This window comes from Cupriavidus necator (assembly GCF_040578825.1).
In the GTDB taxonomy this organism is placed as follows: domain Bacteria; phylum Pseudomonadota; class Gammaproteobacteria; order Burkholderiales; family Burkholderiaceae; genus Cupriavidus; species Cupriavidus necator_E.
In genome coordinates this window covers 34,548-54,132 of record NZ_JBEFLI010000013.1, presented here as the reverse complement: position 1 = coordinate 54,132, position 19,585 = coordinate 34,548, and the positions used below count along the sequence as shown (strand labels likewise).

At 67.2% G+C, this 19,585-nt stretch carries 17 protein-coding genes; 5 read left to right on the top strand and 12 right to left on the bottom strand.

Translation table 11 applies throughout. The features are described 5' to 3' along the window. Positions 1-78 precede the first annotated feature (78 nt). On the top strand, positions 79-930 hold the full coding sequence (locus AB1I47_RS09355; protein ID WP_354683466.1) for an HAD-IIA family hydrolase: 852 nt from the start codon (positions 79-81) through the stop codon (positions 928-930). Here the strand turns inward: AB1I47_RS09355 and AB1I47_RS09350 are convergent. From AB1I47_RS09350 to AB1I47_RS09320, 7 genes are all read right to left on the bottom strand, one after another. Continuing rightward, complete coding sequence (locus AB1I47_RS09350) at positions 917-1,840, bottom strand: MurR/RpiR family transcriptional regulator (protein ID WP_354683465.1); 924 nt, start codon at positions 1,838-1,840, stop codon at positions 917-919. The genes AB1I47_RS09355 and AB1I47_RS09350 overlap by 14 nt on opposite strands. Before the next feature lie 88 nt (positions 1,841-1,928). Next, complete coding sequence (locus AB1I47_RS09345; RefSeq protein WP_354683464.1) at positions 1,929-3,065, bottom strand: DSD1 family PLP-dependent enzyme; 1,137 nt, start codon at positions 3,063-3,065, stop codon at positions 1,929-1,931. 33 nt (positions 3,066-3,098) lie between these two features. Beyond that, the gene (locus tag AB1I47_RS09340) at positions 3,099-4,649 is read right to left on the bottom strand and encodes a M81 family metallopeptidase (protein WP_354683463.1); all 1,551 of its coding nucleotides are present in this window, start codon (positions 4,647-4,649) and stop codon (positions 3,099-3,101) included. A 2-nt stretch (positions 4,650-4,651) separates the two neighbouring features. Next, positions 4,652-5,635, bottom strand: coding sequence for a Bug family tripartite tricarboxylate transporter substrate binding protein (locus AB1I47_RS09335; protein ID WP_354683462.1), 984 nt, complete (start codon positions 5,633-5,635; stop codon positions 4,652-4,654). Between the two features lie 177 nt (positions 5,636-5,812). After that, complete coding sequence (locus AB1I47_RS09330; protein WP_354683461.1) at positions 5,813-6,784, bottom strand: ornithine cyclodeaminase family protein; 972 nt, start codon at positions 6,782-6,784, stop codon at positions 5,813-5,815. Then, entirely contained in the window at positions 6,774-7,403 is a 630-nt protein-coding gene (locus AB1I47_RS09325; protein WP_354683460.1) for a helix-turn-helix transcriptional regulator, read from the bottom strand. Before AB1I47_RS09325 ends, AB1I47_RS09330 begins: the two co-directional genes overlap by 11 nt. Positions 7,404-7,412: 9 nt before the next feature. Further along, positions 7,413-7,655: an AMP-binding enzyme gene (locus AB1I47_RS09320; protein WP_354683459.1), complete on the bottom strand. Its 243-nt coding sequence runs from the start codon at positions 7,653-7,655 to the stop codon at positions 7,413-7,415. Positions 7,656-7,749: 94 nt separating this feature from the next. Here AB1I47_RS09320 and AB1I47_RS09315 point away from each other — a divergent pair, with 94 nt between their 5' ends. From AB1I47_RS09315 to AB1I47_RS09305, 3 genes are all read left to right on the top strand, one after another. After that, the gene (locus AB1I47_RS09315; RefSeq protein ID WP_354683458.1) at positions 7,750-8,697 is read left to right on the top strand and encodes a LysR family transcriptional regulator; all 948 of its coding nucleotides are present in this window, start codon (positions 7,750-7,752) and stop codon (positions 8,695-8,697) included. Positions 8,698-8,893: 196 nt separating this feature from the next. Continuing rightward, on the top strand, positions 8,894-9,373 hold the full coding sequence (locus tag AB1I47_RS09310; protein ID WP_354683457.1) for a (2Fe-2S)-binding protein: 480 nt from the start codon (positions 8,894-8,896) through the stop codon (positions 9,371-9,373). Positions 9,374-9,402: 29 nt separating this feature from the next. Then, the gene (locus AB1I47_RS09305; protein WP_354683510.1) at positions 9,403-11,712 is read left to right on the top strand and encodes a xanthine dehydrogenase family protein molybdopterin-binding subunit; all 2,310 of its coding nucleotides are present in this window, start codon (positions 9,403-9,405) and stop codon (positions 11,710-11,712) included. Positions 11,713-11,943: 231 nt separating this feature from the next. Here the strand turns inward: AB1I47_RS09305 and metC are convergent, their stop codons facing one another. From metC to AB1I47_RS09285, 4 genes are all read right to left on the bottom strand, one after another. Next, positions 11,944-13,170, bottom strand: coding sequence for a cystathionine beta-lyase (gene metC / locus AB1I47_RS09300; RefSeq protein WP_354683456.1), 1,227 nt, complete (start codon positions 13,168-13,170; stop codon positions 11,944-11,946). Between the two features lie 15 nt (positions 13,171-13,185). Further along, on the bottom strand, positions 13,186-14,184 hold the full coding sequence (locus AB1I47_RS09295) for a Bug family tripartite tricarboxylate transporter substrate binding protein (protein ID WP_354683455.1): 999 nt from the start codon (positions 14,182-14,184) through the stop codon (positions 13,186-13,188). A gap of 73 nt (positions 14,185-14,257) precedes the next feature. Next, on the bottom strand, positions 14,258-15,877 hold the full coding sequence (locus AB1I47_RS09290) for a rhodanese-like domain-containing protein (protein ID WP_354683454.1): 1,620 nt from the start codon (positions 15,875-15,877) through the stop codon (positions 14,258-14,260). 122 nt (positions 15,878-15,999) lie between these two features. After that, the gene (locus AB1I47_RS09285; RefSeq protein ID WP_354683453.1) at positions 16,000-16,587 is read right to left on the bottom strand and encodes a cysteine dioxygenase family protein; all 588 of its coding nucleotides are present in this window, start codon (positions 16,585-16,587) and stop codon (positions 16,000-16,002) included. A 125-nt stretch (positions 16,588-16,712) separates the two neighbouring features. Between AB1I47_RS09285 and AB1I47_RS09280 the strand changes: the two genes are divergently transcribed. Then, complete coding sequence (locus tag AB1I47_RS09280; protein WP_354683452.1) at positions 16,713-17,579, top strand: LysR substrate-binding domain-containing protein; 867 nt, start codon at positions 16,713-16,715, stop codon at positions 17,577-17,579. Between the two features lie 130 nt (positions 17,580-17,709). Here AB1I47_RS09280 and AB1I47_RS09275 read toward each other — a convergent pair whose 3' ends face one another. Continuing rightward, positions 17,710-19,233 (bottom strand): Fic family protein, encoded by a 1,524-nt coding sequence (locus AB1I47_RS09275; protein ID WP_354683451.1) that lies wholly within the window; start codon positions 19,231-19,233, stop codon positions 17,710-17,712. Positions 19,234-19,585: the final 352 nt, after the last annotated feature.

The window sequence follows — 19,585 nt, the reverse complement described above, 5'->3', positions numbered from 1 at the left end:
TACATGACAACGAAATGAACATTGCTCAATATAAATTAAATGTAGAATGAGCGATGCTCAAGGCGATCGAACGCAACGATGACAGATATCAGGCGGTTCCCCTCCGGCCAACGTGCCACCGACGATGCCCCCATCCCGCCATTGGCGCTGCCGCCCTGGCGCGCGCCGGCATGGCGCTACATCGTCGACCTGGACGGCACGCTGATCCGCAACGGCGCTGCCATGCCGGGCGCGGCCGCATTGATCGAGGCGTTGCAGGGCCGCTATGTCATCGTGTCGAACAACTCGACCGACACGGCGGCCGGCATGTCGCGCAAGCTGCGCCGCATGGGCCTGGCCGTTGCACCGGAGCAACTCGTGCTTGCCGGAGAAATGACTGTGAACTGGCTGCGCCGAACTTCCCCCGAGGCGCGGGTGCTGTTGCTGGGCAGCCCGGCATTGCGCCGCTATGCGAAGCGGAGCGGTTGCCGGCTGGTGGAACAGGACGCTGACGTGGTACTGCTGGCGCGCGATCCCGACTTCCACTACGGCAAGCTGGCGCTGGCGGCGAACGTGCTGCGCGCCGGCGCCAGGCTGGTGGTCTCCAATCCCGATCTCAGCCATCCCGGAGACCACGGCACGTGCGTGCCGGAAACCGGTGCGCTGCTCGCCGCGCTGACAGCCTGTGCCGGCGTGCATCCCGAGTGCATCATCGGCAAGCCCGCCGATGCGCTGTTCCACGAAGGACTGCGGCGGCTGCAGGCAAGCCCTGCGCAGGCGCTGATGATCGGCGATAACCCCGCGACCGATGCCGCGGGCGCGGTCGCGATGGGCATGTCATATCTGCTGCTTGGCACCGGCGCCGGGGCGGATGCGCAGACCCCGGCTCAGTTGCTGGACACCTGGTGTGCCGGCCGCACGGGCCTGCACGTCAGGCTCAATAGCGCTTGAGCGACAGTACGTCGAAGGTGTGGCGGATGGTCTTGACCGCGCGGTCGTAGTCGGTCAGCGCCAGGCAGGCGATCAGCACGTCGATGATCGCCAGTTGTGCCAGGCGGCTGGTCATCGCCTCGGTGCGAAAGTGGGTCTCGCGCGCCATCGTCAGCAGCACCACATCGGAGAAGGCCTGGATCGGCGATTTGCCGAAATTGGTGATGCAGATGGTGTGCGCGCCGGCTTCCTTCGCCAGTCGCGTCGCCGTCACGGTTTCATAGGTGCTGCCGGAATGCGAGATGGTCAGCACCGCGACATCCGGGCCGGTCAAGGCCGCGCTGATGACCTGCACGTGCGAATCGATCACCGCCTTGACGTTAAGGCCGATGCGCAGCATGCGGTAATGCGCATCCTCGGCGATGGTGGCCGCGCTGCCGATGCCGTAGATCTCGATGCGCTTGGCCTTCTTCAGGATCTGGACCGCGCGCTGCAGCGCGGCCACATCGAGGGTCGACTGGGTATCGTGCAGCGTCTGCACATTGCTCTGGAAGATCTTGCGCACGACGGCAGCCGCATCGTCCTTCGGTTCCAGGTCTTCGTGGATCATCTGTACCGGCTGCACGATCTCCTGTGCCAGCACGATCTTCAGCTGCTGGAAACCGGTGGCGCCGAGCGCCTTGCACAGCCCGACCACGCTGCCTTCACTGGCGCCGGTGCGCTCGGCCACTTCGCTGACGGACATATGGACCACTTGCTCAGGATGCCCGGCAATGAAGTCGGCAATGCGCTGGCCAGTGGCGCCCAGCGTGTCGCGGATGCTGTCGATGCGCGCCATGATGGCGCTCAGCGTGGCTTGCTGCGGGGGCGGGGCGGCCTTGCTGGCCGGGGCCGGCGCGGACTTGGCCGGGAGTTTCTTCTTCGCTGGCATGGAGGGGTTCCGTCGCGCGTCCGCGCTGCGGACACATGGCCGCCATTGTAGAAGACTTCCGCCGCATACGATCCTTGCCGCGCCTGTGTCACCAGCCGTGGAAGCGGTCCCATACCGCCAGTTCATCACCTTCGGAGAGCGCCCGGTATTCGGGGAACTGCGCGCCGGTCGCACACGCATGGTTGGGAAGGATGCGCAGCCGCGTGCCAACCGGAAAACGCCCGGCGATGTCAGCATCGGGCACGCCTTCGCGCGACACGATGCCGTGCTCCTGGTTGGCGCCGCTGAGCACGTAGCCTGGCAACACTGCGCCGTCCATCGTGCAGACCTGCCCATAGCCATAGTCCCGCTTCTGCTTCTGCGTGCCGCGATCGCGGCTCATCGCCATCCACCCGGCGTCGACAATGGCCCAGCCCTTGTCGGTCTGGTGGCCGATCACCGTCGTCAGTACGCTGAGCGCGATGTCATCGGTGGTACAGACGCCCACGTTGCTCATCACCAGGTCAAACAGGACATAGACACCGGCCCGCACCTCGGTGACACCAGCGAGCTGCGCGGCGGAAAGTGCCGTCGGGGTCGAGCCGACGCTGACCACCGGGCATGGCAACTGCGCCCCCCGCAGACGTTCAGCCGCACGCACGCAGCCGGCGCGTTCTTGCTCCGCCATGGCGCTCAGGGCCTCAGGGGTATCAAGCTCGTAGCTCGAGCCAGCGTGGGTCAGCACGCCGCCCAGGCGCATGCCTCCATCGTGCAGGGCGCGGCCGACTTCCAGCAGCGCAGGGTCCTCCGGCCGGATGCCGGAGCGGTGGCCGTCCGTGTCGATCTCGATCAGCACCTCGAACACCTCACCGTTCGCTCGCCCGAATTCTGCGATCGATTCGGCCGAGGCCACGCTGTCGGTGAGGAGCTTCAGGTCGCAGCCGCGCCGGCGCAAAGCCAGCGCCTGCGGCAGCCGGTGCGCGGCCATGCCAACGGCATAGAGGATGTCGGTGACGCCCTCGGCGAAAAAGTATTCGGCTTCCTTGAGCGTAGAGACTGTGATACCCGTCGCGCCGGCAGCGAGCTGGGCACGCACGACCGGCATGCACTTGGAGGTCTTGACATGGGGGCGGAAACGGACGCCGAGCGCATTCATGCGCCGCTGCATCCGATCAATGTTGTGCTGCATGCGCGCAACGTCGATGACGGCTGCGGGTGTATCGAGGGTGTCGAGAGTAGTGTGCATGTCGAACCGGATGGGCTATGGGGAGAGGAGCGGTCAGCTCAACAGGCGGATGTGCGGTGTCCACTCTGTCATGGCGTCCAGGGGGACGACGGGCCGGGGCAGACGGCGGAAGTCGAAGCGCGACAATACCGGCGAGGTCAGTCCCGGAGCGTCGACGCTGAAGATCTGGTCGGGGCTGAAGAACTCGTCGAAAGCGGCGCGGAAATGGCCGCGCGATTTCACCACCACCGTGCGTGCCGCTGCGAGATCGATGCCGAACATCTCGAAGAAAGCGGGCTCGTGGCATTGATGGCGGTTGGTGATCACCACGACCTGCACGCCGCCCACGCGCAGCAGGGCCGAAGGGCCCAGGTTGAAGCTGCACCCGGCCAGCTGCCCCCGGCGCCCCACGCCTTGACCCGGATGCAGCCGCAATACCGTGGCGGGCGCGCTGAAGGCTTCGGAGTAGGCGGTGCGTTCGCCGCGATTGAAGCGGGCGGTAAACTCGGCGCCCACGCCGACGGCAAGCGCCTGCGCGCAGAGCTGGGGATCTGTGACCACACCCAGCACGGCATCGCGCACGCCTGCGCGCAATAACGCCTGCAGCAGGAAAGGGGTATTGCCGCGCCCGCCGCCGCCGGGATTGTCAGCCACATCGGCCAGCAATACGGGCGGCAGCGTGTGGTCGTCGCCGGCGGCCCTGGCCAGCGCGACCGCCTCAGCAACAGACGTCAGCTCGGGCGTGAAGGCGGCGCGCCCGATCCAGGCTGGCATCACCAACGCCTCGGCGGTCTGCCGGGCGAAGCCGGCATCGCCGCGGGTCGAGACAATCACCGTCAGGCCGTTCTTGGGCGTATCGCCGAAGGCAAAGCCGCCGACCACCGAAATATTGACGATGCGCGGGTCGTCCAGCGCTTCCGCTTGCCGGATCATGTCGGCGTAAGGCCCGGTGCCGGGCGCGGTCAACAACTGGGTCGGCGGCGCACAGACGGGCATGCGCACATGGGCGACGCAGAAACGCACGCCTTGCATCAGCTCAATCAGTATGTCGGCCGCCTCGGTACCGCGTTCGGCCATGTCGGTATGCGGATTGCGGCGATAGGAAATGAGCGTGTCCACCGCGTCGACCATGCGATCGGACACATTGGCGTGCAGGTCGACGGTGGCGACGACCGGCACCGACGGCCCGACGATGGACCTTACCCTCTCGAAGACCAGGCCATCGGGGTCATCCTCTTCGGGGGTGATGGCGGCACCGTGCTCGCAGATGTAGACAGCGTCCAGCGGCAAGGCGGCGCGCAGTCCCCGCTCGAAGATGGCAAGCGTCTCCATGAAGAAGGCGTGATCGACCGGGCCACCCGATTCCGCATTGGCGAAGAGAATCGGCACCGGCGTCCACGGGTTGCTGGCATCCATGCGGCGGACAAAGGCCGGGATCTCCGGCGTCATCGCGGGCGCGGCGGCGCGGGCATCCGCCAGCAGCGCACTGCCGGCCAGGTAAGTCCGGTCGACGAAGTCGGCGCGCGTGGACACTGGAGCAAAACGGTTGGATTCGATGGCAAAGCCAAGAATCGCGATGCGGGGATTGGACATGGTCGGCGGCATGCTCAGTTCTGCTTGGGGATCTGTGCGGTTTCGACCAGATCGGCCCACTTCTTCTGCTCGCTGGCGATAAAGCGGATGAAGTCGTCGCGGTTGCCCGTGGCCGCGACGGCGTTGGCATTGGACAGGTCCTGGCGCAAGCTGTCGGACTTCAGCACCTTTTCCAGTGCCGTGCCGACCTTATCGACGATCGGCTGCGGCGTGCCCTTGGGAAACACCAGGCCACCCCACGAGACGTTCTCATAACCCTTCAGGCCCGACTCATTGAGCGTCGGCACGTCGGGGTACAGCGCAATGCGTTCGCGGCTGGTGATCGCCAGCGCGCGCAGCTTGCCGCTCTTGACCAGCGGCCATGCCACCGATGCATTGGTAATGGTGTAGTCGAGCCGGCCGCCGGCGAGGTCGGTCAGCGACGCCGGGTCGCCGTTGTACGGAATGAACAGCACGTCGATGCCGGCCATCTTCTTGAGCAGTTCGCCGCCCATATGGCCGCTGCTCCCGGTGCCGGCAGCAGCGTATGAGAGCTTGCCGGGTGACTTCTTCGCCAGTGCGAGCAGCTCGCCAACGTTCTTGACCGGAGAGTCGGCGCGTACCACCAACAGGTTGTAGATGGAGAACATGCGGCCCACAGGCACGAAGTCCTGTCGCACATCGTAGGGCAGCTTGCTGAACAGGGCCGGGTTGATGGCCAGCGTGTTGATGTTGCCGTAGCCCAGCGTGTACCCGTCCGGCGCAGCGCGCTTGACCTGGGCCATGCCGATGTTGCCGGCGGCGCCCGGGCGATTGTCGACGACAAAGTTGGCGTGGGTCTCTTTGGCGAGGTGCGTCAGCACGACGCGGGTCAATACGTCGGCCGATCCGCCGGCTGCGGAGGCAACGATGACGGTCACCGGCTTTTGCGGCCAGGCGTTGTCGGCGGCGCCGGCAGGCGCAGTGAAGCTACAGGCGGCAATCAGTGCGAGAGCCGTGAAGGCAGTGGTGGGGCGCATGAAACAATCTCCGGACAATCGAGGACAAAAAGGACGATAGGGAAGGTATGGAGGTCCTTGACCGTCCGGATTCGCATCATTGGCGTGCGGTGGGCAAGGCGCCGAAGCCGCGCAGCGGCTGCGGTGGGATCATCGAAAGCAATGTGGTCCTACATAGTGCGGACTCCGATGCGCGCGTTACCAGGACCACGCGATGCTGGAGCCCACGCGGGCCGCACCAGCGCGCTGATGGAGCAGGCGTGCGACGGTCAGGTCCTGCAAGGCAAGACCAGTCATGTCGAATACCGTGATGTCGGTCGGCTGCCGGTCCACGGCTGCCTTTCCGGTCAACAGGTCGCCCAGTTCGGTGCACGGCGTATCGGGGGCCCATTGGGTTTCACCGATCTGGCGCGCCTGCGCCCGGTCGTCGACAAAAAGACGCACCCGCTCCAGCAGGCCCTGTGGCAGCTCGCGCTTGCCTCTGGTGTCGGCGCCGACGCAATTCAGATGCGTACCGGGTTGCACCGACTCCGCTTCAAACAATGCTCCGCCGCCCGGGGTGGCGGTGATCACGACATCGCTCTCCGACACCGCGGCATTGCGGTCGTCGGCAAGCGAGATGTCGCAGCGGTGCGCGAAGTGGGCTTCAAAAGCAGCGTCGCGCTTGCCGTCCGCCGTGGCATAGCGGACCTGGCACAGCGCCGGCAACAGCTGCAGCGCAAAGCCAAGTTGCACGCGCGCCTGGACCCCGGTGCCGAACAGGCACAGGCGGGTACTGTCGGCTCGCGCAAGCTGCTGCAGCCCCAGGCCACCCGCGGCGCCGGTGCGCATGGTGGTGACCGCATTGCCGTCGATGATGCAGACTGGCCGCCCGGTAGCGGGATCGATCAGCATGATCGTGGCCTGGTGCGGCTCGCCACCCAGCAGGCGGTTGTCCGGCCAGAATCCCGCGGCCTTGAAGCCGAGCAAGCCTTGCGCCTGCACATCGCCCGACTTGATGCCGAATACACCGCCGGTCGCGAGCGCCTCGCGCACCACGGGGAAAACGCGGCCCTCTCCCTGGCTATGCAGCACGAAGGCCTCGCGCACGGCTTGCATGACATCGTCAGGCAGCAGCAGGGCCTCGACCTCGTTCTTGTCGAGGAGCAGCAGGCGGGCGTCACTTGGCATCGCTGTACACCGTTGCTCGCGATACGCCCAGGTGCATCGCGACGATCTCCATCGCCCGCCGCACCTCCATGAAGCCCGCTTCCTTGAGTTCGCGTATCAGTGCGCGCCGTTCGGTCGCTTTCAGCGAACGAGGCGTGGTTGCAAGCCGCGCCGCATACTGGTCGATGCGATCCCGGATGGCATCGGCGCCAAGCGGATCGAGCGATTCGCTGACGCCTGCGGCAGCGCCAACGCTGCCAAACTGGCCTAGCATGCTCTGCAAGCCACGGAACAGCGTGAGGTCCACGTTCAGGCACAAGGCGGCGATATATCTGCCGCTGGAATCCTTGATGCCGATCGACGTGCTCTTAGCCTGTCGGCCATCGGCGAACTGGTTCGCATAGTTGGCGATGACTTGCTGGTATTGCGGATCGGCAATGCGCGCCAGACCAAGTTCCGTCGCCGGGTCGCCCGGCTGGCGTCCGGACAGATTGTTATGGATCGCCAGAATGGCTTGCTCGGGGTGCAGGAGGTCGTGAACTACGACTTCACAGAATGGCGCCAGGGTCTCGCCGAGGCCCTGCGCCACTTGCTTGAGATTGTCCAGCAGCGCTTGCTGCTCCGGGGTTCGTTTCGTCATGTGGACAGATTATCCAGCATTAGACGATTTGTAAAGGACGAATTTTCCTCGCTTCTTCGGCAACGCTTCGACGAACAGATAGGCTTTTGGCCGCTTGAATCTGGCGATCCGGTGCAGGCACCACTGATCGGGTTCGGACCGGGTCATCCGCATCCCGGCCTTCAGCACGACGACGGCCACCATTTCCTCTCCCCAGACGGGATGGCTGCGGCCAAGCACGGAGACGTCAGCCACAGCGGCATAGGCGAGCACGCGATGAAGGTCATCGTCGAACTTATACTCCGCATATTTGGAATATGCGCGCCAGCCAGGACGCGAAGTTTCTGGCCGGTATCGCCGAGGGTGCATGCTGAATCGACTCGAAATGCTCAGGATTTTCTGCGTGACCGCGGAATCGCCATCCTTCAAGGCGGCCGCCGCTCGTCTGAGCACCTCGCCCCAGACCATCACGCGCGCGGTGAAGGAGCTGGAAGACCTGGTGGGCGAGCCCCTGTTTCACCGCAATACGCGTAGTGTGCGCATCACCGCCGCGGGAGAGCGGCTGGCCGAACGCGCACGCCAGGCATTGAGCGATGTTGATGGCCTGTTCGCCCAGCCTTCGGCCCGCGCCGCGAACGAGCTGAGCGGCACCGTGCGAATCACGGCCCCGTACACGCTTGGCCGCGAACACCTGCTGCCGGCCTTGCGGCAGATTGCCCTCGACCATCCGGGCCTGATGCTCGACCTGCGGCTGTCGGACCAGGTTGCCGACGTGGTGGACGAGGAAATCGACATCGGCGTGCGTCTCGGCATGTTTCGCGACCAACGCTTTGTCGCCCGCATGGCGGGGCGGATTTCGTTCCATGTGGTAGCGACGCCAGAGCTGGTGGCGCGCGCCGGCAGCCCTGCGGTGCCAGCCGATCTGCACGGGCTGCCCACCACCGGCCTGATGGCGCGCAGCACCCGCCGGCCCTGGCCCTGGTATTTCGCGCAAGGTGAGCAGTTCATTCCCCGCACCCCGGCGTTCCTGACCGACGACCCGGAAACCGAGCTCAGCGCGGTGCTGTCCGGGCTCGGCTATGGCCAGCTGCCGGACTACCTTGCGGGGGCGTACCTCCGCGCTGGCCGGCTCGTCAGCGTGCTGGATAAACACACGCCGCAGCCGTGGGGCCTCTATGTTTTCCGTCCGCGGCGCGCCCCAGTCCCCAAGCGCGTGCGGCTGGTGTTCGATGCACTGGTCGCCTATTTCACCGATCCCGACCTGTTTCGCGGCAGCGGACAGGCTGGCAGGCGCAGAGCGTCCGGCGAAGCGTAGCGGCGCGCATGCCTATCGGCATCGCTGACGCGCTGCCCGTTTTGCAGGCATAAAGAAGAGTTCCGAGGCCTGGAATTGTGAATTCCCAAAACTCTCATTCCGCGTGCGCCGCGCGCGCACCAGAATCTCCGTTGCATTCGCCGCGTGCGGCCTTGTAAGGGCCGTGCGTTCCCACTGGCACGCCCTGCAAGAAGACATGAGAACAATCACCATCAACGGTAAGCCCCAGAAGATCGATTTGCCCGACGATGCGCCGCTGCTGTGGGCGGTGCGCGACCACCTCGGAATGACCGGCACCAAGTTCGGCTGCGGCATGGCGCTTTGCGGTGCCTGCACCATGCACCTGGACGGGCAGCCGATCCGCTCCTGTGTCACGCCCGTTTCCGCGGCAGCAGGCAAGAAGCTCACCACCATCGAGGGCCTGGGGGCCGACAGGGTCGGGCAGGCGCTGCAAGCGGCGTGGGAACAGTTCGGCGTAGCCCAGTGCGGCTACTGCCAGGCCGGCCAGCTGATGTCCGCCACGGCGCTGCTGAAGGCGAATCCGCATCCCAGCGAAGCCGATATCGACGGCGCCATGAGCGGCAACATCTGCCGCTGCGGCACCTACACGCGCATCCGCGCCGCCATCCAGCATGTGGCGAAGTCGAACGTGGCAGGCAAGGGGGGCGCCAAATGAAGCCATCACCAATGAGCGGGATCCGCGGTATGGACGTGGCAGCGGCGCAGGACGCCATCCCCGGCACGCCGGAATCGACCGGGCGGCGCCGCTGGCTCAAGGGCATGGGCGCGATGACAGGACTGGCACTGACGGTCGGCCTGGACGGCGTCGTGCTGGCGCAGGAGGCCAGGAAATACGGCCGCGACGGGATGCCGGGTGGCGCGGTGGACGATCCACTGGTCTTCGTGCAGATCGGCGAGGATGGCAGTGTCACCGTCGTGTGCCATCGCTCCGAGATGGGACAGGGCGTGCGCACCAGCCTGCCGATGGTGGTGGCCGACGAGCTGGAAGCCGACTGGGCCCGCGTGGCGGTGGTGCAGGCCCTGGGCGACGAAACGCGCTATGGCAACCAGAATACCGACGGCTCACGCAGCATCCGGCATTTCTTCGAGCCGATGCGCCGCGTCGGCGCCAGTGCGCGGCAGATGCTTGAAACCGCTGCTGCCGCGCGCTGGGGCGTGCCGGTGAGCCAGGTGCAGGCGCGCAACCATGAGGTGGTGCACGCCGCGAGCGGCAGGAAGCTGGGCTACGGCGCGCTGGCGCGCGACGCGGCCCGCCTGCCCGTGCCCCCGGCCGCCAGCCTCAAGCTCAAGGATCCCGCCGCGTTCCGCTATATCGGCAAGGACAGCACGCGCAATATCGACGGCCGCAATATCGCCACCGGCCGCGCGCAGTATGGGATCGACGTGCGCATGGACGGCCTGCTGTACGCCGTGATCGCGCGTCCTCCGGTCTTTGGCGGCAAGGTGGCCAGCTTCGATGCGGCGCAGGCCGAAAAGGTGCCCGGCGTGGTCAAGGTCGTGCCACTTGCCGGCAGCCCGGCGCCGGCCCTGTTCAATCCGCTGGGCGGGGTGGCGGTGATCGCCACCAATACCTGGGCCGCCATCAAGGGCCGCGAAGCGCTGAAGATCCGGTGGGAGGACGGCCCCAACGCCGGCTACGATTCGGCGGCCTTCAAGGCCAGCATGGAAGCGGCGGCCAACCTGCCGGGCCGGGTGGTGAGAAACCAGGGCGACGCGATGGCGGCGCTGGCCGGCAGCGGCAAGCGGATCACGGCGCAATACTACCTGCCGCATATCGCGCACGCATCGATGGAACCGCCGGTCGCTACCGCAAAGGTGAGCAACGGGACGTGCGAGGTGTGGGCGCCGGTGCAGGCGCCCCAGGCCACGCGCGAGACCGTGGCCAAGGCGCTCGGTCTCAAGCCTGAGAACGTGACCGTCCATGTGACGCTGCTGGGCGGCGGCTTCGGTCGCAAGTCAAAGCCCGATTTCGTTGCCGAGGCCGCGCTGTTGTCCAGGGTAATGGGCGGCAAGCCGGTCAAGGTGACCTGGACCCGGGACGACGATCTCCACCACGACTACTTCCACACCGTCTCGGTGGAGCATCTTGAGGCCATGCTGGGCCCCGACGGCAAGGCGCTCGCGTGGCTGCACCGGACCGCGGCGTCATCGATCAGCTCCACGTTCACCGCCGGTGCCAGGTCGGAATCGGCGGTGGAGCTGGGCATGTCCGCGATCAATGTGCCCTTCGACATCCCCAACCTCCGGGTGGAGAATCCCGAGGTGGAGGCGCATACCCGCATCGGCTGGTTCCGCTCCGTGTCCAATATTCCGCACGCCTTCGCCGTGCAGTCATTTGCCGCTGAACTGGCGGCGGCAGCGGGCCAGGATCATCGCGACTACCTGCTGGCGCTGCTGGGCCGGGATCGCCGCATCGATCCTGGCCAGATGGGTGACACCTGGAACTACGGCGAGTCGCCGCAGCAGTATCCGCTGGATACGGGCAGGATGCGCAAGACCATCGAAGTGGCGACGCGCGAAGCGGGCTGGGGCCGCAAGCTGCCGACGGGCCGCGGGCTGGGTCTGGCGGTTTGCTACAGCTTCGTGACCTACGTGGCCGCGGTGGTGGAAGTGGTGGTCGGCCAGGACGGCAGCATCAGCGTACCGCGCATCGACGTTGCGGTCGATTGCGGTCCCCAGGTGAACCCGGATCGCATCCGCTCGCAGGTCGAAGGCGCTTGCATCATGGGCCTCAGCCTGGCCACCAGCGGCGAGATCACCTTCAGGAACGGGCGTCCCCAGCAGGACAATTTCCACCAGTACGAGGTGTTGCGCGCGCCGGCCGCTCCGCGGCAGATCCATGTGCACCTGCTGCCGAGCCGCTTCGACGTGCCGCTCGGCGGGGTCGGCGAGCCGGCGACGCCGACGATTGCGCCGGCGCTGTGCAACGCAATCTTCGCCGCCACCGGCAAGCGCATCCGCACGCTGCCGATCCGCGACCAGCTCAAGGCCTGACCTGACCGGTTCGCGCCCGACCTGGCGAGCGATTCCCGCCGCCAAGGGATGGGCCGTCCCTGACGCGGCATGCGCAGGCGCGGTTCAGAAGCCCACCTGAATTGACCGGACCCGGCCGTGAGGCCCGGTCCGGATCGATGGCGCGGGCGCGCGCCGCCAGGCAGGCCGGGTCGAGCAGGTCGGCCGCGGTAATGCCAGGGGTGGCAGCCACAGGATCCGGCGTGCCACCGCTCACCGATGACGGGCACCGGCGCGCGCGCTTTGCTGGTCCTCTTTGTCGTTCCCGACATCCGCGATCGCCGCAAACGCCTGCTCCAGGTCTGCCAGCAGGTCGCCGACCCCTTCCAGCCCGATATGCAGCCGGATCACCTGCCCATGGCCCGACCAGTCGGTCACGCTGCGCGCACGGCGCATATCGGCCAGCACCGCCAGGCTTTCGAACCCGCCCCACGACGACCCGATCCCGAACAACTGCAAACTGTCGACAAAGCGCTCCGCCGCCACCGGCGCCGTGCTGCGCAGTGTGAACGACAGCAGCCCGTTGGTGCCATCGCAATCGCGCAGCCACAGTGCGTGGTGAGGATCGTCCGGCAGCGCCGGGGAGAACACGCGCGCGACCTCGGGCCGGTCGCGCAGCCAGCTCGCCACGGCGATCGCGCTTTGCTGGTGTTGCGCGAGCCGTGCGCCCAGCGAGCGGATGCCGCGCTGCACGAGGTAGGCGTCGTCGGGGCTTACCGTCATGCCGAAGGCATCGGCCGTGGCGGACAGTTCGGTCCACGCGGCCTCGGTGGTGCATACCGTGCCCATCATCACGTCGGCATGGCCGCCCAGGTACTTGGTCGCCGCCATCAGCGAGATATCGGCGCCCAGCTCCAGCGGCCGGTACAGCAGGCCCGAGCCCCAGGTGTTGTCCGCGGCGACCAGCGCGCCGTGCGCATGCGCCAGCGCCGCGACGGCGGGCAGGTCGCACATTTCATAGACGAGCGAACCCGGGGCTTCGACATAGACCAGCCGCGTCTCGGGGCGCAGGCGCGCGGAGAGATCCGAGCCGTCGGCCGCGTAGAAGCTGGTGGCGATGCCGTGCTGGCGCAGGAAGCCGTCGGCCAGGTTGCGCACCGGCTCGTAGACGCAGTCGGGCAGCAGCACGTGCTGGCCGGGCCGCACGTAGGACAGGATCACCATCGCCGCTGCGGCGAGCCCGGTGGGGAACAGCCGGGTCCGGTAGCCGCCTTCGAGCATGGTCACCATGTCTTCCAGCGCGTAGTTGGTCGGGTTGCCGCGCGCGCCGTAGGTGAAGAGCCGGTCGTGACCGCGGCGCGCGCGCATCTCGCGCTGCTGCGCCACGGACTCGAACAGCACGGTGCTGGCGCGCACCACCGGCGGGTTGACCGGCTGGCCGCCGGGCACGCTTGCGATACGGCCGGCGTGCGCCAGGCGGGTGGGGAGCGAATGCTTCATGGCGGGCCTTGGGGCTCAGTCGACGTGCGCGCCCGACAGCCTGACGATCTGCGACCAGCGCGCGATGTCCTGCTTCAGTTGCTGCGCGAACGCCTCGGGACTGCTGGCAATGACGTCACTGCCACCGTCGTTGATCAGCCTGACCACCTCCGGCATCTGCAGCACCTGCACGATGGCGCGGTTCAGCAGCGCCACGCGTTCCGGCGCGGTGCCGGCCGGCACGAAGAAGCCATACCAGTCCTCGAAGCGTGCATTGCGATAGCCGAGTTCCTCCAGCGTCGGCACCTTGGCGAAGACCCCCAGCCGGCGCGGGCTGGTCACCGCCAGCGCGCGCATGCGCCCGGCCTGGATAAAGCTGGCGACGGACGACGTCGACGTGATCAGCACATCGACCTGCCCCCCGAGGAGGTCATTGATCGCCGGCCCGGCGCCCTTGTACGGCACATGCTGCAGCGACACGCTGCTATCCTTGTCGAGCACCACGCCCACCAGGTGCGACAGCGTGCCGTTGCCGGGCGTGGCATACGTGATCTTCTGCGGCTGCGCCTTCGCCTGCGTGGCCAGCTCGGCAAAGGTCTTGTACGGCGACTCGGCGGCCACCACGATGGCCAGCGGCGCGGCATTGATCTGCGTGACCGGCAGGAACTGCTTGACCGGGTCGAAGCCCGGCGCGCGGTACAGCGACGGGTTGACGGCCATCACCGAGACTTGCGAGGTCAGCACCGTGTAGCCGTCGGCCTTGGCTTCCGCCACGAAGCGCGTGCCGATATTGCCGCCGGCACCGCCGCGGTTGTCCGTGACGGCGCTCTGGCCCAGCACCTGCGACAACCGCGTCGCGACGATGCGCGTGACCGCGTCGTTGCCGCCGCCGGCCGGGAACGGCGACACCATCCGCAGCGGCTGCGACGGGAAGCCGCCGACCGGCGCCAGCGGCTGCTGCGCGGAGGCGGCGGGCCCGGCGCCGAGCGTGGTGAGCGAGAGCAATGCGGCCAGGAACTGCGGAATGCGTGACATGGGGGCGACCTCGTTCTTGTGTGGGACAGCGTCAGTTGGGGAAAAGACGAATCAGGGCGGGACCAGTGCCGGATCAGGTGGCCGGCGGGAAGCGGAAGGTGGCCAGCTCCTGCGCGTCGAGCTGGCTGACCAGGTTGGTTTCCCAGGCCAGGTATTGCCGTGCCGCCGCCTTGTTGCCGTCATGGCGGTCGTGCACGAAGAACAGGAAATCGATGCAGCGGGCGTCGGGCAGTGTGTCGGCGCCGCGCCCGAGCGGCAGCCCGGCGCGCTGCCACGCCGCGAGCCCGCCGTGCAGCCGGCGGACATCGGCAAACCCCAGCGCATGCAGGCTGGCGACGGCAAGTGCTGCGGGATCGCCGCCGTCGGCATCGCCGACCAGGACCACGACGGTGTCGTGCGGCACACCGGCGAGGTCCTGCGCCAGCCGCGGGCGGATCGACCAGCGGCTGCCGGCGATATGGCCGGCGCGATAGGCCATGCTGCCGCGCAGGTCCAGCGCCAGCATCGAGCGGTCTTGCAGGCCGGCGGCCAGTGCGGCGGCCGCGACGGCGGGCGGGGCTGCCACTTCCGGCTGCGGCCCCTGCGCAGCGGCGAGGCCCGCGTCCAGGCCGGCCTGCAGCCCCCCCTGCAGCACCACCGCGTCATGGCCCATCTGCCGCAGCCAGCTTGCCACCACCGGCGCGCGCACGCCGTCGGCATCGAACAGCACCAGCCGCGCCCGGCGCACGCCGACGTACTGGTCGGTGGCCTGCACCAGTTGCCCGCCGGGGGTGTGCTGCGCGCCGGGCAGCGTGCCCGCGGCAAACTCCTCGGCCGTGCGCACATCGCACAGGAAAGTGGTACGGGTCGCGTCCGCCAGCCAGGCGGCCGCCTGTGCCGGCGCCAGATGCGGCACGCCAAAGCGCCCGGCCAGCGTGCTGGCGGCAGCGCGTGCGGCGTCGAGCCCGCGCGGCGCGGCGGTGTCCGGGTAGCGCGCGGTGCCGCCGTGCTCCAGCGTGAAATCGTTCAGGTACCAGCCCTGCGTGCCGTTCTCGAGCGCATAGACCGGGTTGGGCACGCCGATATTGATCAGTGTCTGCGCGCCGATAATGCTGCGCGTGCGGCCGGCGCAGTTGATGACGATGGGCGTCTCGGTGTCGGGCACCAGGTCGCGCAGCCGGTAGGCCAGCTCGCCGTTCGGGCAGCAGACCGCGCCCGGGATGTTCATCTTCTGGAATTCGGACGCCGGCCTGCCATCGAGCACTACCGGGCGCAGGCCGCTGCGGCCGGCCTGCATCGCGGCGAGCTGGTCGGCCGATACGCGCGGCGTGCCGTAGTGGTGCTCGGCCAGTTCGCCGAAGGTCTTCGACGGCACGTTGACGCCGGCAAACAGCGTATAGCCCGCCGCGCGCCAGGCCGGCATGCCGCCATCGAGCACGTACAGGCTGGTATAGCCCAGCCGCGCCAGCGCCTGCGCGGCGGCCGGCGCCACGCCGTCGCCATCATCTGCCAGCACGATGCGTGCGCCGACGCGCGGGGCCAGCCGGCCGGCATCGAGCTCCAGCCGGCTGTAGGGCAGCGGCACCGCGTAGAACGGATGGCCTTCGCCGTACTGGCCGTGCTCGCGCACGTCGAACAGGGCGATTTCGTCGGCATCGTGCAGCCAGCCCTTGAGCGTGGCGGCATCGACGGGGGGGAAGGAAGGCGTCGGCATGGAATTCCGGGCAAAAAGGGGGCCGTCCTTCCCGCGCAGGGAAGGAATCGGTCTGGCTGGTCGGGGGAGGGCGGCGCGCCGGGATCGGGCGTCGCCCGGCTCACCGGAGCGTCCGGCGGGGCTCAGCGGCGCGTCTGCACGCCCACGCTCATGACCTGGCAGCGCCCGGTCTCGAGGTCGAACGACAAGCGCTCGGTCAGCGTTTCCAGGGAGCGGCCATACATATGCAGGTGGCGGATCACGTCGTCGCCGCGGATTTCCACTGAGTGGATGTCGTCCGGCAGCAGCGCGATGCCATGGCGCGGTCCCACTTCCACCGTATGCGAGAAGGCCAGCGTGCCCACGCCCGGCTGGCTGCCGTCATCCGTGCGCACATAGACGTCGTTGAACTCGATGCCGCTGACGCCGGCCACGCAGGCCCAGGTCGTATGGTTGTGCGGCGGAATGCGCTTGCCGGGCCGCATCACGTTCAGGTACAGGGCGTAGGTCTGGTCGGCGTCCTCGGCAATCAGGTAGCGCGCCTGGCGCTCGCCAGCGTCCGGGGGCGGGAAATCGGCCTCGCTCCACAGTTCGGTACGGGCGCCAAGATCCTCGATCCGGGTCAGGACTTCGGCCAGCGCGTCGCGGGTGACGCCGCCCCTGGCTACGATTTCCCTAATGGATTCGATGGCGTCTGCTACGGCTGCCTGGCGTTGTTGGGCGATGGACATGATGCGGTCGATCCTTGCAATCTCGGTTTTTGACGGGTAGAACGAAGTTTCGTGTTTCACTGTAATGAACACCTGTCCTGAAAACCACTTAATGCCTGACAAAAACCCATTAGCATCCCTGATGAATGCGTAACCTCGATCTCGACCTGCTGCGCACCCTGGTGGCCATCGCCGACCACGAGACTTTCGGCGCCGCCGCCGATATCGTGCAGCGCACCCAGTCGGCGGTCACCCAGCAGATGCAGCGGCTCGAAGAGCAGCTCGGGCTGACGTTGTTCGAGAAGCACGGCCGCGGCAAGCAGCTCACGCGCCACGGCAAGAAGCTGGTCGAATACGCCCGCCAGTTGCTGACGCTCAACGACGAGGCGCTGCGCGTGCTGCGCGAGGGCGACCTGACCGGCTCGGTACGGATTGGCGCGCCGCACGACGTGGCCGACACCATCCTGCCGGTGCTGCTGTCGCATATCGCCCGTACCTCGCCGGCGCTGCGGCTGGAGATTCACGTCGGCCGCAGCCCCTTCCTGATGGAGTCGCTGCGCCGCGGCGAGATCGACCTGACCGTATCCACGCGCGAGGACACCACGCTTGACGGCATCGCGCTGCGCACCACGCCGACGATCTGGGTCTGCGCCGCGGATTTCGTCTATGAACGCGGCACGCCCGTGCCGCTGATCCTGGCCGACGAACCCAGCCTGTTCCGCAAGCTGTCGCTGGAAGCGCTGACGCAGGCCGGCGTGCCCTGGCGCATCGCCTACCTGGCGCCCAGCCTGATCGGCATCAAGGCCGCGCTGCGCGGCGGGCTTGGCATCACCGCGCGCAGCATCGACCTGCTGGCCAATGACATGCGCATCCTGGGCGAGGCCGACGGACTGCCGCGCTTGCCCGATGTCACGTATTACCTGTGGGCGCGGCCCAATGCGGTCAATCCTGTTGCACGGCATGTGTTCTCGATGCTCAAGACGGCGCTGCAGCGAGGGCTGGTCAGCGCCTGAGCGGGCGGGTCGGTCCGGTTGGCAAAGGAGAGAATCGTAAGCCGGCGTTTGCGGGGCGCAAACGAAGAAGATCGCGGATCGATAGTTGGCGCTTCGATTCCGCGGGGGAGGGGCGCCGCCGCGCCGCCCTTCAGTGGCTGCCGTTCAGGTCGATGTAGTCGGCGAACTCGTCGCGCACCACCGCTTCGATGCGTGCCAGCTCGGCGTCGGTGACGTCTTCGAACAGCTTGCGCTTGCGCCTGGACAGCTCGCCGTGGTTCTGGACGATCAGGTCGACCAGGTTCGACAGGCGCGACTGGCGCAGGTCAAGCCAGGTCTCCAGGCGGGTGATACTGGCGTCGTAGGCGCGCAGGTACTGGATTTCCTGCGCGAGGTCTTGCTCGACGCATTGCTCGATACACTCGAAGACGAACTCGCACAGCGCCGTCGCATCGAATGATGCGTAAAGCCAGTAAGGCTGCGGCGACTTGATCAGGATGGTGTCGCTGTCCGAGTCCAGCGCGTAATTGAGCAGGGCGGTGCGCGGCGCGGAATAGGACTTGAGCAGTGCGGCATAGGTATCGAGCTGCTTGAGCATCCGTGCGGATACCGGCAGCACCACGCCCTCGGGCGTGACCCCCGCCTGGCGCAGCAGGTGGTGGATCAGGAAGCGATGGAGCCGGCCGTTGCCATCGTAGAAGGGGTGGGCGAAGACAAAGCCAAAGGAGACGCACGCGGCAATAACGATCGGGTTCGCCGCTTGGGCCTCGACAAGGCTCGCCACCGCGGCGATGCCGTCCATCATCGCGTCGAGCTGCTCCGGCGGAGGCGGGATATAGTCGGCGATATTGCGCATGCGCCCGCCGCGGGAGAGCCAGTTCTGCTTGTCGCGGTAGGCGTATTCGGCGCGCAGTCCGGAGATGATTTCGTTCTGCCATTCGCAGAGCCGCTCTTCGGTCAGCGGACCGGGCGCGCCCGCGTACTCGAGCAGGCGCCGGAACTTGGCGACACGCTGGTTATCGGGGATCTCGTGCTCGATGGAGTAGGTCGAGCGCGTTTCCGCCAGGTACAGGTAATCCACCGCGCGGGCCAGCAATTCCGGCTCGAGCCGCTGGATTGCCGCGGATACGCGCCCCGGCAGGTCGGCCGCGATAAACGACGCGATCTTGTCGGTGCGGCGCACCAGCGGGCAAAACGCCGCCGGGCCCAGGTGGTTGTTCTGGATCCCGAACTGCAGGTCGGCCGTCGCCGGGCCGGTGATGTACTGGGCCTCGTCGAGCGCCAGTATCCGCGGCGCGCCGGCCGGCAGCCTGTAGTCGAACTGTGCGCCGGCAAGCCATTTGGCATAGAAGGCGCTCAACCTCGCATAGCGGGAGGTCGGCGTGGCCGCCAGCCACTCCCGCACGGCTGCCACCGCCTGCTCGTGCCCGAACAATGCCGCCAGCACGGTCAGGTCCAGTTGCTCCTTCTTCAGCGCGAACGTCAGGTGATCGACCGTCGTGTCCCCGCCGCGGTAGCGGTTCCTGGGATACACGGTACGCGTGGTGCCGTCCGGGCCGGTATGCGTGCTGAGCACGCCGGTCTTGTCGGCCAGGGCGGAGGTCGAGCGCAGCGGCGGGACGCGCAGCCCGAACTGCCGGATCAGCGCGTCGTAGCCTAGCGGCGTATGAGCCATATGGGTTGCGGTATGTGGGCTGCAGGGCACGGCTAGCTTACCAGAGTTTCTACGCGGCTTACCAAAGTATCTATTATTTGGGTTTGTCGTTACCACTTTGCATATCACAGCTCGGGAGACGGGAGCGAAGAGGAGAGGTCTCGAAGGGGCAGTGCTGGAGGGCGGAGAGCTTGCCAAAACCTCTACGGCGCTTACCGTTTCATCTATTCCCGCAACCGTCACGAGCAAATCCCTCTACCCGTTCGCTCGATGCAAACGCTTCCCGGGCCCCTCGGTTCAGCGTGCCACGGGCAATCCGCGCAGCCGATTTCGACACCAGTCATCAGCCCGGATGTTCGTCATCGCTCATTGT

Coding starts and splice junctions, on each gene's coding strand:
- AB1I47_RS09355 (WP_354683466.1), top strand. CDS start 79: ATGACAGATATCAGGCGGTTCCCCTCCGGCCAACGTGCCACCGACGAT.
- AB1I47_RS09350 (WP_354683465.1), bottom strand. CDS start 1,840: ATGCCAGCGAAGAAGAAACTCCCGGCCAAGTCCGCGCCGGCCCCGGCC.
- AB1I47_RS09345 (WP_354683464.1), bottom strand. CDS start 3,065: ATGCACACTACTCTCGACACCCTCGATACACCCGCAGCCGTCATCGAC.
- AB1I47_RS09340 (WP_354683463.1), bottom strand. CDS start 4,649: ATGCCGCCGACCATGTCCAATCCCCGCATCGCGATTCTTGGCTTTGCC.
- AB1I47_RS09335 (WP_354683462.1), bottom strand. CDS start 5,635: ATGCGCCCCACCACTGCCTTCACGGCTCTCGCACTGATTGCCGCCTGT.
- AB1I47_RS09330 (WP_354683461.1), bottom strand. CDS start 6,784: ATGCCAAGTGACGCCCGCCTGCTGCTCCTCGACAAGAACGAGGTCGAG.
- AB1I47_RS09325 (WP_354683460.1), bottom strand. CDS start 7,403: ATGACGAAACGAACCCCGGAGCAGCAAGCGCTGCTGGACAATCTCAAG.
- AB1I47_RS09315 (WP_354683458.1), top strand. CDS start 7,750: ATGCTGAATCGACTCGAAATGCTCAGGATTTTCTGCGTGACCGCGGAA.
- AB1I47_RS09310 (WP_354683457.1), top strand. CDS start 8,894: ATGAGAACAATCACCATCAACGGTAAGCCCCAGAAGATCGATTTGCCC.
- AB1I47_RS09305 (WP_354683510.1), top strand. CDS start 9,403: ATGGACGTGGCAGCGGCGCAGGACGCCATCCCCGGCACGCCGGAATCG.
- metC (WP_354683456.1), bottom strand. CDS start 13,170: ATGAAGCATTCGCTCCCCACCCGCCTGGCGCACGCCGGCCGTATCGCA.
- AB1I47_RS09295 (WP_354683455.1), bottom strand. CDS start 14,184: ATGTCACGCATTCCGCAGTTCCTGGCCGCATTGCTCTCGCTCACCACG.
- AB1I47_RS09290 (WP_354683454.1), bottom strand. CDS start 15,877: ATGCCGACGCCTTCCTTCCCCCCCGTCGATGCCGCCACGCTCAAGGGC.
- AB1I47_RS09285 (WP_354683453.1), bottom strand. CDS start 16,587: ATGTCCATCGCCCAACAACGCCAGGCAGCCGTAGCAGACGCCATCGAA.
- AB1I47_RS09280 (WP_354683452.1), top strand. CDS start 16,713: ATGCGTAACCTCGATCTCGACCTGCTGCGCACCCTGGTGGCCATCGCC.
- AB1I47_RS09275 (WP_354683451.1), bottom strand. CDS start 19,233: ATGGCTCATACGCCGCTAGGCTACGACGCGCTGATCCGGCAGTTCGGG.